Source organism: Microlunatus speluncae (assembly GCF_009299835.1).
Lineage (GTDB): Bacteria > Actinomycetota > Actinomycetes > Propionibacteriales > Propionibacteriaceae > Microlunatus > Microlunatus speluncae.
In genome coordinates, this window is record NZ_VKCZ01000007.1 from 258,587 (window position 1) to 273,462 (window position 14,876).

Annotated in this window: 13 protein-coding genes; 8 read left to right on the forward strand and 5 right to left on the reverse strand. The window is 67.6% G+C overall.

The annotated features are described in order from the left end of the window. Positions 1 to 39 precede the first annotated feature (39 nt). The 4 genes from FNH24_RS10860 to FNH24_RS10875 form a co-directional block, all read right to left on the reverse strand. Positions 40 to 489, reverse strand: a complete 450-nt coding sequence (locus FNH24_RS10860; RefSeq protein ID WP_152362186.1) for a hypothetical protein — start codon at positions 487 to 489, stop codon at positions 40 to 42. A 406-nt stretch (positions 490 to 895) separates the two neighbouring features. Then, positions 896 to 1,555 carry a response regulator transcription factor gene (locus FNH24_RS10865; RefSeq protein WP_152362187.1) on the reverse strand — a complete coding sequence of 220 codons (660 nt, stop codon included), beginning with the start codon at positions 1,553 to 1,555 and terminating at the stop codon, positions 896 to 898. Next, on the reverse strand, positions 1,540 to 3,183 hold the full coding sequence (locus tag FNH24_RS10870) for a sensor histidine kinase (protein ID WP_152362188.1): 1,644 nt from the start codon (positions 3,181 to 3,183) through the stop codon (positions 1,540 to 1,542). The genes FNH24_RS10865 and FNH24_RS10870 overlap by 16 nt, the downstream gene beginning before the upstream one ends. A gap of 57 nt (positions 3,184 to 3,240) precedes the next feature. Then, positions 3,241 to 4,299 (reverse strand): LacI family DNA-binding transcriptional regulator, encoded by a 1,059-nt coding sequence (locus FNH24_RS10875; RefSeq protein WP_161606086.1) that lies wholly within the window; start codon positions 4,297 to 4,299, stop codon positions 3,241 to 3,243. A 112-nt stretch (positions 4,300 to 4,411) separates the two neighbouring features. On the opposite strand from FNH24_RS10875, the gene FNH24_RS10880 reads away from it, so the two are divergent. The 5 genes from FNH24_RS10880 to FNH24_RS10900 are packed head-to-tail and all read left to right on the forward strand — an operon-like array spanning position 4,412 to position 9,453. Then, on the forward strand, positions 4,412 to 5,746 hold the full coding sequence (locus FNH24_RS10880) for an ABC transporter substrate-binding protein (protein WP_152362190.1): 1,335 nt from the start codon (positions 4,412 to 4,414) through the stop codon (positions 5,744 to 5,746). Positions 5,747 to 5,750: 4 nt separating this feature from the next. Then, positions 5,751 to 6,668, forward strand: a complete 918-nt coding sequence (locus tag FNH24_RS10885; RefSeq protein WP_152362191.1) for a carbohydrate ABC transporter permease — start codon at positions 5,751 to 5,753, stop codon at positions 6,666 to 6,668. Beyond that, positions 6,665 to 7,564: a carbohydrate ABC transporter permease gene (locus FNH24_RS10890; protein WP_152362192.1), complete on the forward strand. Its 900-nt coding sequence runs from the start codon at positions 6,665 to 6,667 to the stop codon at positions 7,562 to 7,564. Before FNH24_RS10885 ends, FNH24_RS10890 begins: the two co-directional genes overlap by 4 nt. Before the next feature lie 48 nt (positions 7,565 to 7,612). Continuing rightward, positions 7,613 to 8,656 (forward strand): zinc-binding dehydrogenase, encoded by a 1,044-nt coding sequence (locus FNH24_RS10895; protein WP_246186845.1) that lies wholly within the window; start codon positions 7,613 to 7,615, stop codon positions 8,654 to 8,656. Continuing rightward, complete coding sequence (locus FNH24_RS10900; RefSeq protein WP_152362194.1) at positions 8,656 to 9,453, forward strand: sugar phosphate isomerase/epimerase family protein; 798 nt, start codon at positions 8,656 to 8,658, stop codon at positions 9,451 to 9,453. The genes FNH24_RS10895 and FNH24_RS10900 overlap by 1 nt, the downstream gene beginning before the upstream one ends. Before the next feature lie 620 nt (positions 9,454 to 10,073). Here the strand turns inward: FNH24_RS10900 and FNH24_RS10905 are convergent. Beyond that, a complete protein-coding gene (locus FNH24_RS10905) occupies positions 10,074 to 11,210 on the reverse strand; it encodes a GntR family transcriptional regulator (RefSeq protein WP_152362195.1) in 1,137 nt (378 codons plus the stop codon). Between the two features lie 154 nt (positions 11,211 to 11,364). Between FNH24_RS10905 and FNH24_RS10910 the strand changes: the two genes are divergently transcribed. Genes FNH24_RS10910 through FNH24_RS10920 form a run of 3 tightly spaced genes read left to right on the forward strand, consistent with a single transcriptional unit; the run spans position 11,365 to position 14,800 of the window. Continuing rightward, entirely contained in the window at positions 11,365 to 12,906 is a 1,542-nt protein-coding gene (locus tag FNH24_RS10910; protein ID WP_152362196.1) for an extracellular solute-binding protein, read from the forward strand. After that, complete coding sequence (locus FNH24_RS10915) at positions 12,903 to 13,832, forward strand: ABC transporter permease (protein WP_152362197.1); 930 nt, start codon at positions 12,903 to 12,905, stop codon at positions 13,830 to 13,832. The genes FNH24_RS10910 and FNH24_RS10915 overlap by 4 nt, the downstream gene beginning before the upstream one ends. Beyond that, complete coding sequence (locus FNH24_RS10920; protein WP_152362198.1) at positions 13,826 to 14,800, forward strand: carbohydrate ABC transporter permease; 975 nt, start codon at positions 13,826 to 13,828, stop codon at positions 14,798 to 14,800. The genes FNH24_RS10915 and FNH24_RS10920 overlap by 7 nt, the downstream gene beginning before the upstream one ends. Positions 14,801 to 14,876: the final 76 nt, after the last annotated feature.

Sequence of the window (14,876 nt, forward strand, 5' to 3'; positions counted from 1 at the left end):
AGACCTCTCATCATCGCTTCCTCGCCCTCTCATGGGTAGCTAGTTTGGTAGAACCATGCAGAACAGGACCAAGTGGATCATCACCGGCGGTGCAGCAGCCTTCGTACTCGCGCCCGTCGCCGCCTTCACCGTGCCGGCACTGTCGGACAACCCGCTCGGCGGGACCGGGTACGTGGCGCACGCCGCCGACACCCGGCCTGCCGCGGATCCGACCGAGTCGCCGAGCAAGAAGCCGGCCGCCACGCCGATCACCACCCAGACCCCGGGCAGCGCGGTCAGCAGCCCGAGCGCGCAGAGCGCCAACACCAGCAACACCCCGCCGACCGCGAACTCGCCGATCTCACCGAAGTCGGCGGTCACCCCGAAGTCGGCCGTGTCGCCGAAGACCCCGGTGTCGGCCAGGACCGCCGCCTCGCCGAAGTCCCCGAAGTCCCCGGCCTCCGCCGACTGACCCAGCGGTACGCCGACGCGCCCTGAGCCCAGCTCCACCCCCAGCGCCCCCCGCGCCGGCTCAGGGCGCGTCTTCGCGTCCCCACCCCGGCCCGCCCCGTCGCGTTCGCCCCACCTACGGCAGCTTCGCCCCACCTACAGCCGGAGCGAAGCACGAGCAACAGGGGCGAACCAGCAGCCCCACCCCTTCCGCCGACTTGTCAGAACTGAGTTGTGCCATAGGGCTACTCAGTTCTGACAAGTTGGCGGGAGGGGTTCGCGCGGCGCGCGAACGCGGGTCCAGACTCACCCTCGGCCCTCGCTCAAGCTCCGCAGCTCGGGTCCGGGCACCCTCTGGTCTCGACTCGGGACCCGAAGCCCGACCTCCCTTATCCACAGCCATTCGCCGAGTTGTCAGAACTGAGGAGCCCTATGGCACAACTCAGTTCTGACAAGTCGGCGGGGGTTAGGTGACTAGGCGGTAGCCGGCGCCGCGGACGGTGAGGATGCGGTCTGCGCCGATCTTGTTGCGGAGATAGCGGATGTAGACGTCGACGACGTTCGAGCCGGGGTCGAAGTCGTAGCCCCAGACGCGGGAGAGCAGTTGCTCTCGGGTCATCACCTGGCCGGGGTTGCGGAGCAGGGTCTCCAGCAGCGAGAACTCCCGGGCCGAGAGCTCGATGGACCGGCCGCCGACGGTGGCCAGGCGGGTGTGCAGGTCGAGGCTGAGGTCGCCGTGGCTGAGCGCCGCGGGCTCGGCCGATCCGATCTGCCGCAGCCTGATCCGGATCCGGGCCAGCAACTCCTCGATCCGGAACGGCTTCGCCATGTAGTCGTCGGCGCCGCTGTCCAGGCCGGCCACCGTGTCGGTCACCGAGTCGCGCGCGGTCAAGATGATCACCGGCAGGGTGAAGCCCTGGCCGCGCAACTGCTCCAGCACCTCGAAGCCGTTCAGGCCGGGCAGGCCGATGTCGAGCACCAGCAGCTCGAAGTCGTCGCTGAGCGCCATCTCCAGGGCGTCGTTGCCGGTCGCCGCCACGGCCGTGGTGTGGCCGGCGGCCCGCAATCCCTTCTCCACGAAGGAAGCGATCCGGGACTCGTCCTCGGCGATCAAGATCGCAGCCATCGACTCTCCTGTTCGGTGCGGTGCTGGTGATGATCTTCGTCGGCCGGGCCGCCGAAGAGCTCGTCCTCGGTGAGATTGTGGTCGCGCTCGGTCACGATCGGGATCTCCAGGGTGAAGGTCGAGCCGTGGCCGAGGGCGCTGTCCAGCAACACCTGGCCTCGATGCGCCTTGGCGATCGCGTCGACGATGGCCAGACCAAGGCCGGAGCCGTCCACCTGGCCCGGAGCATGATCACGGACCATCGGCTCGGGATGATCATGGCCGGGCTGCGCCGGCCCGGACCGGGCGAACCGTTCGAAGATCCGCTGGTGATCATCCGGAGGGATGCCACTGCCCTCGTCCCGGACGCTGAGCCGCAGCCGTTCGCCGGCCGGCGGCAGCGCCGGATCCGCGGCGACGACCGAGATCACCGAGGCACTCAGCGCGATCACCGAGCCCTCGGGGGAATGCCGGACGGCGTTGGAGACCAGCTGGACCAGGGCCTGGGTGATCCGCTGCGGATCGAGTTCGATCACCGCGTGCACGGTCCGCTCGATCCGCCACTGCCGGTCGGCCAGCGGCCGCACCTTGTCCAGCACCGAGGTCAGCAGGTCGTCCACGTCGACCGGCGTCGGCCGGACGAAGTCGGGCCGCCGGGACTTGGCCAGGATCATCAGGTCCTCGACGATCCGGCGCATCCGGGCCAGCTCGTCCAGCGACAGCTCGACCGTCTCGGCCACCTCGGTCGGGTTGCGCTGGTCGAGCAGCTCCAGGTGACCCTGCAGGATGGTGATCGGCGTCCGCAGCTCGTGCCCGGCGTCGTCGAGCAGGTTGCGCTGTTCGTCGAACGAGCTGGACAGGCGATCCAGCATGGCGTTCATGGTGTGACCGAGGTCGGCGATCTCGTCGCCGCTGGTCAGTTGATCTTCCGGGATCCGGCCGGACAGGTTGCCCTCGCCGATCTCGTGGGCCGTCTCGCGCAGCGTCCGCAGCGGGGCGAGCAGCCGGCCGGAGACGACGAACCCGACCAGGCCGACCAAGATCAGCGCGGCGACGCAGACCAGCGCATACGTGCGGTAGGTGTTGTTCAGCGGGACGAAGGCGGTGTCGATGTCGACCGCGGCGACATAGTGGCCGAGGTCCGGTTGGCCCTCGATCTGGGCCGTGACCGAGACGAAGGCAAGGTTGCGGTTGCGTTCGTTGCTGATCGTCTTGATCAGGATGTCTCCGCCGGGCCTCACCTTGGCTGCTTCGGCGATCACCTCCTGGTCGCCCTGCACCGCCGTCTGCAGTTCCGACTGCCGGTTGGGATGTAATTCGAGCTGGCCGTTGACCAGCCCTATGACGGCCTCGTTGTCGTCGGGGTAGGTGGCCTTGATCGTGGCTCGGAGCAGGTCGGCGACGGTGACGATGTTGGCCCGGTTGGGCCCCTTCATCGCCTCCTCGCTGGCCACCCGGAACTCGTTCACCTCCTGATGGAGCGCGTCCCGCACTCCTTTGTACACGTCCTGCCGACTGATCGCGTACGAGGTCAAACCGGCGGCGGTCATGCCCAAGGCAGTGGTCATCAGCACCGCGGTCAGGATCCGGAACCGGACCGACCAGGTACGCGGCCGCCGGGCCGGCCGGTCGGTCGCTGCGGAATCCACCCGCCCATCTTGGCAAACCCGCGCGAATCCAGGCCTATCGCGGCGATGAGACTCTTCTCATCGAGTGCCGGAACCGGTCGATTCCCGGGTCATCAGCGTGTGCGGCACCACGAAGGTCCGGGCCGGTTCGCGGTTGCCGTCGATCCGGTCCAGCAGCGCCTCGATCGTCTGCTCGGCGAGTGCTTCCAGGTCGGGGGCGACCGAGGTCAGCGTCGGCGTCACGTACTCGGTGTCGACGATGTTGTCCCAGCCGACCACGGCGATGTCCTCCGGCACCCGGAGCCCGGCCCGCTTCAGCCCGCGGATCGCCCCGATCGCCAGCAGATCGCTGCAGCAGACGATGGCGTCGCAGCCGTGCAGCTCGTCCGCCTCGGCGATCGCCCGCTCGCCGGCCTCCCGGGTGTAGCGGCCGGTCGGGATCGACTGCCGCTCGGCCAGGGCCAGACCATGCCCGGCCAACCGGTCCCTGACTCCGGCCAGGCGGATCTCCCCCACCCCGTTGGGCTGGTGCGGATTGCGCCCGATGAAGCCGAAGCGGCGCCGCCCGGTCGCGTACAGATGATCGACGACCTCACCGGCCGAGCGCGGATTGTCGATCGCGACGTAGTCGGCGTGGCTGTCCGGCAGCGGCGCGGCCAGCAACACCATCGGCGTGCGCCGGCTCATCGCGGCCATCGCCTCCGGATCGAGCGCGAACGGGCTGAAGATCACTCCGTCGATCCCGTGCCCGGGATAGCCCGCCGCGGCCTGCTCCTCCCGCTCCGGCACGCCGCCGGTCTCGTCCATCACCACGGTGTAGCCGCGCGGTGAGGCCGCCGCGATCATGGCGTGGGCCAGCGCGCCCAGGTAGGGCTCGTCGATCCGCGGCAGGGCCAACGTGATCATGGTGCTGCGGCCGCTCTGCAGTTGCCGGCCGGCCAGTGACGGCCGGTAGTCCAGTTCCTCGATCGCGGCCAGCACCCGGGCCCGGGTGCTGTCGCGGACATTGGACCGCTGATGGACCACGTTGGTCACGGTCTTCAGGGACACCCCGGCCCGGGCGGCGACGTCCTTGATCCGGGCCGGCTTGATCCGGTCCGGATCGCGATCGATGGCGGGCCGATCGATGGCTGACATGCGCCTCCTCGGGAGAATCGGCGGTTCGGGTCTTGACATCCTAGGGTCTCGGCCTGATTCTAACGTTAGATTCTAACGCTAGAAGTTTCGGCACCAGGACACAGGAGTCACGATGAAGCCGAAGTTCCCGATCCCGGCACCGGCCGGCGCGCTGCGCCGCCGGACCCTGCTTTCTGCGGCCGGACTGACCACGCTCGCGGTCGCCGCGGGTTGCACCGGCCCGGCGCCGGGCACCGGCGGTCCGGCGCCGCAGAACACCTCGGCACAGCAGGAGCTCCGCTACATGGTCGGCCAACCGGAGGACCCGGCCGACCTCGAGCTGACGAGGCAGGACCTGAAGAAGTTCGAGGCCGCCAATCCCGGGATCACGGTGAAGCTGGACGTCATCCCGTCCGACACGGTGCGCACGGTGCTCCAGACGCAGCTCCGGTCCGGCCAGGGCCCGGACGTGTTCGGCTACGACACCGGGCCCGGGTTCGCCGGCGCGCTGGCCGAGGCCGGACTGCTCTACGACCTGACCGCCGCGTTCGCGGACCGGAAATGGCCGATCTACGAGTTCGCCAAGCAGCGGGTCACCTTCGAGGGCAAGGTCGTGGGCGTGCCGAGCCAGATCGAGCAGGTCGGCCTGTTCTACAACAAGGACTTGTTCACGAAGTACGGTCTCGCCGCGCCGGGGAGCCTGGCCGAGCTCGAGGCGGCCGCCCACACGCTGGCCGACAACAAGATCATTCCGCTCGCGGTCAGCGACAAGGAAGGCTGGCAGGGCGGGCACCTGCTGAGCATCACCCTGTCCAGCCAGGTCGGCTCGGCCGGCATGGACGCGCTGCTCGCCGGCGAGCGGCCGTGGGATTCGCCCGAGGTGGTCGAGTCCCTCGCGGTCTGGGAGCGTTTCGGCCAGGACGGACTGCTGACGCCGTCGCCGGCCGCGGTGACCTACGACAACGCCAACGCACTGTTCTACTCCGGCAAGGCCGCGATCAACCCGACCGGCAGCTGGCTCGCCCTCGACATCGAACGCAACTCCAAGTTCGAGGTCGGCTTCATCCCGTTCCCGGCGCCGAGCGGGCCGGGGATCTTCAGTGGCGGCCTCGGCTCCGGCACCTTCATCTCGGCCGGCACCACCAAGGCGGACGCGGCGATCGCGCTGCTCGACTACCTGCAGACCCCGGAGCATGGCCGCTGGGCGGTGGAGAATCTGCAGGACATTCCGGCCTATCCGGTGGACACCGCCGGCATCAAGGCCAGCCCGCTGTTCACGCAGATCCTCGACGATGCGGCCAAGATCGCCGAGGGCTCGGGCGACTTCGGCTACAACATCGACGTGCTGACCGGTGATCAGTTCAACAACGCCATGTGGAAAGGGATCCAGGGGATCCTGAGCGGACAGTCGACCGCGGCCGAGGTGGCCGGGCGGATGCAGGCCGCGGCCGCCAAGGACGGGAACTGAGCCGATGGCCGTCCTCAGCCACCTCCCCCGGGTCACCCGTCGGGCCCAGGCCCGGCTCGGCCTGCTGCTGGTGCTGCCGGTGATGGCGCTGGTGATCATCTTCTTCCTGTTCCCCATGATCAGCGCCGGCTACTTCTCGGTGGTCGACTTCGACGGGCTGGACCCGACGCCGCCCTTCGTCGGCGCGGCCAACTTCACCGAGATGTTCGGCGATCCGGAAGTCTGGCGCGCCCTCGGCCGGAACGCCATCTGGATCGTGATCGGCACCGTCGCACCGATGGTGATCGGGCTGGTGGTCGCACTGCTGGTCTGGTCGGTCCGGTCGGCCAGCGTGGCGTACAAGTTGATCTTCTTCCTGCCGTACGTGCTGCCGGGGGTGGCGATCGGGATCGTCTGGGGCTGGATCTACGACCCGGTCAGCGGCTGGCTCAACCGGGCGCTGGAGCTGGTCGGGCTCGGCGGGCTGCAGCGCGGCTGGCTGGGCGATCCGAACACGGCCCTCTATGCGGTGCTGGCGACCGCGATCTGGGCCACCTGTGGTTTCGTGATCATGATCGTGCTGTCCGCGTTGCGCAACGTCGACACCGAGCTCGTCGACGCGTCCCGGATCGACGGCGCCGGGCCGTTCGCTCGGTTGCTGCACGTGATCCTGCCGCAGATCATGCCGGTGCTGCTGATGGTGCTGACCCTGATCCTGGTCGGCGGCTTCAGCGTCTTCGACATCATCTTCATCATGACCGGCGGCGGGCCCGCCGATGCCACCAACGTGCTCGGGACCTATTCGTACCGCAGCGCGTTCCAGCTCAACCGGATCGGCTACGGCACCGCCCTGGCCTTGTTGATCACCGTGCTGTCGATCCCGTTCGCGGTCGGGCTGAACCGGCTGCAACGACGACTCTCGCTGCAAGGGACGGGGGCATGATGACTCAGACGGTCCTCACCGACACCGCTCCGCCGACCACCGAGCAGCCCCGCAGCTTGCGCCGGCGGAGTGCCCGGACCACGGCCGGATTCGCCGTCCGGCACCTGATCCTGGTGGTGCTGGCGCTGTTCACGTTGTTTCCGGTGATCATGGTCGTCTCCACCACGTTCAAGACCGAGGCGGACGTCCGGAGCCGGCCGTTCGAGCTCTTCACCTCGTTCTCGCCGGAGAACCTGATCACGGCCTGGACCCAGGGCGAGTTCAGCCGCTATCTGGTGGACAGCATCCTGCTCACCGTGCCGAGCACCGCCCTGGTGGTGATCATCTCGACTATGGCCGGCTATGCCTTCGCCCGGCTGCCCTTCCCGGGCCGGACGATCATGTTCTATGCCGTGGTGCTCGGGTTGTTGGTGCCGTTCTTCACGTACATGATCCCGTTGTATTTCCAGCTCCGCTCGATGGGGTTGCTGGACACCTTGATCGGCGCGATCCTGGTGCTGACGATGACCGGGATCGCCTTCGGCACCTTCTTCATGCGCGCGTTCTTCACCGACCTGCCCGACGAGCTGGAACAGTCGGCCCGGGTGGACGGCTGCTCCGAGTTGCAGATCTTCGTCCGGGTGCTGCTGCCGCTGGTCCGGCCGGGGCTCGGGGCGCTGACCGTGTTCACCTTTCTGGCCAACTGGAACAACTTCCTGGTGCCCTTGCTCTATCTGCCCAGCGGCCGCTATCGCCCGCTGACCACCGGCCTGTATCTGTTCACCGGCGGCCGGTCGCTGGACATCGGCCCGCTCGCGGCCGGGACCTTGATCACCATTCTGCCCGTCTTGATCGTCTTCCTGGCCCTGCAACGCCAGGTGACCCAGGGCTTCCTGTCCGGAGCGATCAAGGGTTGATCACTCGTACTTCTGCAACCCCCTGAAGGAGCAATCCCTGTGGCATCCATGGTCAGTTTCGTCGAGCCTCGCGTCGCCGAGGTGGTCGACGAGGAGCAACGTCCGGTCGGCCCCGGCGAGGTCCGGCTGCGTACCCTCTACACCGGCATCTCCGCCGGCACCGAGCTCACCGCCTATCGCGGCACCAACCCGTATCTCAACCGCTATTGGGATTCCGAGAGCAGGTTGTTCCGCAACGGCAACACCAGCCTCTCGTTCCCGGTCAACGGCTGGGGGTACGAGGAGGTCGGCGTCGTCGTCGAGACCGGTGACGGGACCGATGGGGTCGCGGTGGGTGACATCAGCTACGGCACCTGGGGTCACCGGACCCACACCGTGCAGCCGGCCGACAAGGTGCGCCGCAAGCTTCTCCCGGCCGGAGCCGATCCGCGGCTGGGGATCTTCTCCCAGATCGGCGCGATCGGCCTCAACCTGGTGCTCGACGCCGACATCCACATCGGCGAGACCGTGGTGATCTTCGGCGCCGGCGTGCCCGGTCAGATCGCCGCCCAGCTGGCCCGGCTGAACGGTGGCCGGGTGATCATCGTCGACAAGATCGCGGATCGGCGGGCCCGGGCTCTGGAGCTGGGCGCGGAGATCGCGCTGGACCCCGAGGTCGGCCCGGTGGCCGAGCGGGTGCGGGAGCTCACCGACGGCCGCGGCGCCGACGTGTGCCTCGAGGTGAGCGGTCACTACGCCGCGCTGCACGAGGCGATCCGGACCGTGGCCTACAACGCGCGGGTCTGCGTCGCCGGCTTCATGCAGGGCGAGGGGGCCGGGCTGCGGCTGGGTGAGGAGTTCCACCACAACCGAGTGTCCCTGATCTGCTCCCAGATCTCCGGCGTCGCCCCGTCGCTGCAGGGACGCTGGGACTTCGACCGGCTGTCCCGGACCGCGATCGAGCTCGGCGTCTCCGGCCGGCTGAGACTGACCGAGTTGATCACCCACACCTGGGCCTTCGACCGGGCCGGCGAGGCCTTCCGGCTGCTGGACGAACATCCCGAGCAAGCACTGCAGGTCATCCTCGAAGTCGACGACGCGAAGGAGCACTGATGAGCATCAAGCTCGCCGCCGCCGAAGGCACCCTGCCCGGCGACACCCTGGAAGAGAAGTACGCCTTCGTCCGCTCGGTCGGCTTCGACGGGATCGAGCTGTCCGGCCAGGGCGACGGGATCTTCGCCGGCCGGGCCGACGAGCTCGCCCGGGCCCGCGACGCCGGCGTGATCATGCCCACCGCGGTCGTGCACATGGACCACTTCATCGGCGACTTCGATCATGACCGGCGCCGGGACGCGATCGACCAGGTGAAACAGCTCCTGTCCACCATCGTGATCGCCGGCGGCTCCGGCATCGTCTCCCCCCACGCCTACGGCCTCTTCTCCCGCCGCCTCCCGCCCTTCACCCCGCCGCGCTCGGACGAGGAATCGAGGAAGCTGCTGATCGAGGCCCTGACCGAACTCGGTGATCATGCCGCCGGCGTCGGCGCGACCTTGTATCTCGAACCGCTGAACCGGTACGAGGATTTCATGATCAACACTTTGGCCGACGCCGTGTCCGTGGTGGAGGAGGTCGACTCCCCCGGCGTGGCCGTGATCGCCGACACGTATCACATGTCGATCGAGGAGGCCGATGTCGGCGCCTCCATCCGAGCCGCCGGATCCTTGATCAAGCACGTACAGCTCGGCGACAGCAATCGACTCGAACCGGGCGCCGGCCACTACGACTGGCCCGACACCCTGGGCGCGTTGGCCGACATCGGCTATGACGCGTGGCTGGCCATGGAATGCCGGCTCAGCGGACCGGTCGAGGAGGTCCTGCCCGAGGTGGCCAAGGTGCTTCGGCCTTCCTAGCCCGTCTTCGTTCCCTGAGCCTGTCGAAGCGCCGTCCTGAGCCTGTCGAGGGGGCAAGCCAGGAAATGCCCCTCCCTGGATTGCTGCCTATCGGCCGTTTCCGGGATCCGCCGACGCGAGTACGGCTCCGCGCCCTTTACTCGTGCTCGCGACCGTTACAGGTGGGGCGAAGCCCCACAAAAGGGCGCGAAGTCGGCGTCGGAGGTTGCTGAGGGGCCGACGCTGCCGCTGGGAGCTGCACGAGGTCAGCCGGCGGCAGCGCCGTCGAGCTGGTGGGGACGCCGGCGGGCTCCGAGTGGACTGGTGGGCCAACCCCCCACGGCAGAAACCGGCGGCAAAGCAGTCCACTCGACGAGTGCGCCGACCTCAGCCAACCCTGACGGCACGATCACGAACCGACCCGACCCACCCGATCCCTGAACCGGACCCGGCCGAGACCGGCACCCGGCCGGCGACACCTCCCCGCCGTCACCCGCCCGCTCCTTGGTGCGTCTTTCCCGGCCGAATGGCGAACCGAAGAGGGGGCACCCGGTCTGCCCTTCGACAGGCTCAGGGAACGAACCGCGATCCGGGCTCCGGGCTCCGGGCTCCGGGCTCCGGGGCGAGTGAGCTTGGCGGGCTCAGCCTCGAGCAACAACCCGAAGGTGCCCGGGTGCCCCATCCCGAGTCCGAATGGTGACAGGGATGATGCAGTGCTCGACCTCGGCATCAGGCTTGGCTTCATCGATCCGGCGATGCAACAAGTTGGCGGCGTCGACCCCGATCTGTCGGGACGGGAGGATGGCGGCGACGGCGGTGATCGGGAGGATGTCGAAGGGGCCGGAGGAGTCCATGCCGGCGAGGTCGACGCGGTCCGGGGCGTCGATGCCGAGGGTGACCAGATCCTCCACCACCCTGGCGAGGACGTAGCCGTTGCCACACATCAGCACGGTCGGCGGCTCGGCTCCACCGAGGAGTCGCTCCAGCGCGTCCGTACCGGTGTAGCGGCGCAGCACGGTCAGCTCCGGTCGGACCGGGATCCCGTGCTCACGTAGGGCTTGCAGGTGTCCGCTGAGCCGCTCCCGGACGCTGGTGCAGCCGGTTTCCGACCACAGGGTGGCGATCCGCTTGTGGCCGCGCTCGATCAGGGCGGTGGTCACCTGATAGCCGATCGCAACGTCGTCGGCGAGCACGGCGTCGGTGGCGACGGACGGGTGGTAGCGGTCGACCAGGACCAGCGGGATGCCGCTGGCCCGGGCCTGCTCGTAGACCGAGAGATTGGCGTCGCTGTCGCCCGGATAGATCACGATGCCGCTGGGCCGGAGGGACAGCGCGTCGAGCAGTGCGGCGCGTTCCCGGTCGGGGTCGTCGTTGCAGTAGGTCAGATAGAGCCGGTAGCCGAGCGCGGACAGGGTGGTTTCGATCCCGTCCAGCAGTTGCGCCGCGTGCGGGCCGACGCCCTGCTGCAGGATGCAGGACACGGTGCGATCCCCGGGCCGGCCGGGTGTCCGGCTCTGCTCGGGCCGGGATTCGGCGACGAACGTCCCCTTGCCCTGCTTGCGGACGACGATGCCCTCGGCGACCAGATCGTTCAGCGCGCGGACGGCGGTGGTGGCACTGACGCCGAACCGCTCCCGTACCTCACGCTCGGTGACGAACGGGGTGTCCGGTGAGTGGTCGCCCTTCGCGATGGCCTCCCGCAGGGCGATCTTGACCCGCTCGTACGCCGGAAGGGCCCGTTCATCGCCGGATCCGGTCCTACCCCGCGATGCATTCATCGCATTAACCCTTTCAGGTTGGCCACGATTCGAGCGAAGTCTTGACACATTAACACGTTAATTCCTAGATTCGAGGTCAGTTCAGCGAGTCCCGGAGGCACGACGGAGTGGCCCGATCCCATGCTGCCCGTGTGCCCGAAGCCTAGGAGGGCACATGCGAACATTTCCCCGGCGACGACTTCTGGCCGGTGCCACGGGTGCCGTCCTGGCCACGGTGGCGGTGGGCGGTTGCAGCACCGACGGCGGCGAGCAGCCCGGCCCGTCCGGACCGCTCGAGTTCACCTATCTGCGGCCGACCTGGGGGCCGGCGACGTACACCAAGGACGGACCGTACGAGACCGAGCTGGAACGACTGGCCAATGTGTCGGTCGAGGTCCAGATCATCCCGGTGATCGACTACAACACCAAGATCAACACCATTCTCGCCTCGGGTGATCTGCCCGACGTGATGTGGGCTCCCGGCCCGAGCTCCGGGGTCTGGGCCGAGGCGCAGAACGAGGGCGCCTTCCTGCCGATCGACGAACAGCTGGAGAAGCATCCGGCGGTCCGCGACGCCGTGCCGGCATCGATCTGGGAGGGACTGAAGGACACCGAGGGCGCCAGCTACTTCGTTCCGGCCCTGATCTGGCCCCAGGTTCCGTTCTTCATGTTCTATCGCTCCGACCTGCTCGAGTCGGCCGGCATCGACGCGCCGACCACCCTGGAGCAGTTCACCTCCACCCTGGCCGAGGTCAAGCGCGCCTATCCCGATCACATCCCGTTCACCATCGGCTACGAGTGGCACACGAAGGAGCTGGCCACGTCGTTCGGGGTGTCCAAGAGTGGTTGGGAGCCGAGCCCGAACGATCCCAACGTGCTCGATCCGTGGTTCGTCAAAGATCAGGAGATCGAGCTCTACTTCTGGCTGCAGGACCTGCACCGGCAGGGACTGCTCGATCCCGACTACGGCGTGAACAAGGAGCCCAACCTCTCCACCAACAAGTTCAAGTCGGACAAGGCCGTGTTCGCGGTGGAGAACTGGGCTGTCTTCCCTGATCTTGTGGCCAACCTGAAGAAGTCGGCCGCCAAGGGCGAGGTCGGCGTGCTCGATCCGCTGGAGCAGCGCGGCGGCAGCCGGCCGGTCTTTCCGGTCGACCGCGGTTTCTACGTCTCGTCCAAGATGGCGAACCCGGACGGATTCTTCGACTTCCTGGAGTGGTCGCTGACCGAGGGTTCGGACTTCCGCCGGTACGGGATCGAGGGCAAGACGTTCACGATCACCGACGGAAAGAAGGCGCCGATCCCGGACACCGAACGGGACAAGGCCTACCAGCAGCCGCAGCTCGAACCGCTCAGCTTCATCGGCCCGTTCTCGGAGAAGCTGGATTGGGATCAGCTCCAGCTCAGCTACGCGGCGGCCAAGCTGAGCGACAAGTTCGACTTCATCCGCGGCAAGTTCGACAGCTACATGCGCACCGAGTATCCGGACTTCCGCAACCCGACCGTGCTCTCCCCCACCGAGGCCGCCGACGGCACCCGGCTCACCCAGGACTATCTGCAGAAGGTCACCGAGAGCTGCATCATCAATCACGATCTCACCCGGGCCGACTGGGCCGCGGCGGTGGAGAAGTGGAAGGCGGCCGGCGGGGCCAAGATCATCGACGAGGTGAATCAACTGCAGACCGACAAGTCCCGGCCGAACTACACCAACTCATGACGGTCGCGACCAGCGGGTCGACCGGCCGCGGGCTGGGCCAGCGGATCTGGCAGCACCGCTGGATCTATCTGTTGATCTTGCCGACGATCGCCTACTTCGTGATCTTCGCCTACCTGCCGATGGTCGGTCTGCAGATCGCGTTCAAGGACTTCAAGGTCTTCGCCGGCATGTGGGCCAGCCCGTGGGCCGGCTTCGAGCACTTCGAGACCTTGTTCAGCTCGGAGAAGTTTCCGCAGCTGATCCGGAACACGTTGGTGATCAGCCTGTACCGGATCGTCTTCGGCTTCCCGGTGCCGATCATCTTCGCCCTGCTGTTGAACGAGGTGCGCCGGGTCTGGTTCAAGCGCGGCGTGCAGACGATCACGTACTTCCCGCATTTCCTGTCCTGGGTGGTCTTCGCCGGCATCGTGGTCAACCTGATGGGGCCGACCGGGATCCTCAACACCCTGGTGGTGCAGTCCGGCGGCGAGCGGGTCAACTTCCTCACCAATCCCGACACCTTCGTCTCGGTGCTGGTGGCGACCGGGATCCTGAAGGAGTTCGGCTGGGGCGCGATCATCTATCTGGCGGCGCTGTCCGGCATCGATCCGCAGCTGTACGAGGCCGCCCGGGTCGACGGGGCCCGGAAGCTGCGGCAGATCTGGCACGTCACGCTGCCCGGGCTGCGGCCGGTGATGGCGGTGCTGCTCGTGCTCTCGCTCGGCAATCTGCTCGACGCCGGCTTCGACCAGGTGTTCCAGCTCTACAACGGGGCCGTGCTCGAGGTCGGCGACATCATCGACACCTACGTCTACCGGGTCGGGCTGCTGGACGCGCAGTTCGAGCTGGCCACCGCGGTCGGGCTGTTCAAGGGAGTGATCGGCTTGATCATGATCGTCGCGGCGAACCAGGTGCTGAAGAAGATGGGACAACGATCGATATGGTGACCACCGTCGGACCGCAGGCCGATCCCGCCCAGAACCTGCCGCCCGGCGCCGGGGTCGCGGCCGACCGGGCCCGTCGCCGGCCGCCGTCGCTGGATCGGAATCCGGCCTGGGCCAACGTGATCATCTACGCGGTGCTCGTGCTGCTCGGGTTGCTCACCCTGCTGCCGATGATCAACATCCTGGCCAAGTCGCTCAGCGGCAGTGCCGCGATCGCGGCGAATCCGTTGATGCTGCTGCCGCAGGACCCGACCGTCGAGGCGTATGCGTATATCTTCGACACCCCGGTGCTGATGCGTTCCCTCGGCGTCACCGTCTTCGCGACCGTGGTCGGCACGTTCTGCAACCTGCTGCTCACCACCACCGCCGCGTACGGCCTGTCCAAGGTCACGCTGCCCGGCTATCGGCTGCTGATGTGGATCGTGATCGTGCCGATGTTGTTCGGGGCCGGGCTGATCCCGACCTATCTGCTGCTGCGCAGCCTGGGCCTGATCGACAACATCTGGGTGCTGGTCATCTCCGGCCTGGTCTCGCCGTTCAATCTGATCTTGATGCGCAACTTCTTCTGGAGTCTGCCGCGGGAGCTGGAGGAGTCGGCCCGGATCGACGGCGCCGGCGATCTGCGGGTGCTCTGGCACATCGTGCTGCCGCTGTCCAAGCCGGTGCTGGCGACGATCGGGCTGTTCTACGGCGTCGCCCACTGGAACGACTTCTTCACCGGGCTGTTCTTCCTCACCGACAGCGCGAACTTCCCGCTGCAGGTCGTGCTGCGGTCGATCATCATCGATCAGAGCATGCTCGGCATGGGCAGCTCCAACACCCCCAACAACGACCTGCAGAAGATCGTGGTGTCGGCCGACAACATCCGGGCGGCGACGATCATCTTCTCCACCATCCCGATCTTGCTCGCCTACCCGTTCCTGCAGCGCTACTTCGTCAAGGGCATCGTCCTCGGAGCCGTCAAGGGCTGACCCCAACCCCTCTCCCGGAGGCCGGCTTGTCAGAATTGACGCTGGCTAGAGCAAGCCTCAGTTCTGACAAGTCGGC

Coding starts and splice junctions, on each gene's coding strand:
- FNH24_RS10865 (WP_152362187.1), bottom strand. CDS start 1,555: ATGGCTGCGATCTTGATCGCCGAGGACGAGTCCCGGATCGCTTCCTTC.
- FNH24_RS10875 (WP_161606086.1), bottom strand. CDS start 4,299: ATGTCAGCCATCGATCGGCCCGCCATCGATCGCGATCCGGACCGGATC.
- FNH24_RS10880 (WP_152362190.1), top strand. CDS start 4,412: ATGAAGCCGAAGTTCCCGATCCCGGCACCGGCCGGCGCGCTGCGCCGC.
- FNH24_RS10885 (WP_152362191.1), top strand. CDS start 5,751: ATGGCCGTCCTCAGCCACCTCCCCCGGGTCACCCGTCGGGCCCAGGCC.
- FNH24_RS10890 (WP_152362192.1), top strand. CDS start 6,665: ATGATGACTCAGACGGTCCTCACCGACACCGCTCCGCCGACCACCGAG.
- FNH24_RS10895 (WP_246186845.1), top strand. CDS start 7,613: ATGGTCAGTTTCGTCGAGCCTCGCGTCGCCGAGGTGGTCGACGAGGAG.
- FNH24_RS10900 (WP_152362194.1), top strand. CDS start 8,656: ATGAGCATCAAGCTCGCCGCCGCCGAAGGCACCCTGCCCGGCGACACC.
- FNH24_RS10905 (WP_152362195.1), bottom strand. CDS start 11,210: ATGAATGCATCGCGGGGTAGGACCGGATCCGGCGATGAACGGGCCCTT.
- FNH24_RS10910 (WP_152362196.1), top strand. CDS start 11,365: ATGCGAACATTTCCCCGGCGACGACTTCTGGCCGGTGCCACGGGTGCC.
- FNH24_RS10915 (WP_152362197.1), top strand. CDS start 12,903: ATGACGGTCGCGACCAGCGGGTCGACCGGCCGCGGGCTGGGCCAGCGG.
- FNH24_RS10920 (WP_152362198.1), top strand. CDS start 13,826: ATGGTGACCACCGTCGGACCGCAGGCCGATCCCGCCCAGAACCTGCCG.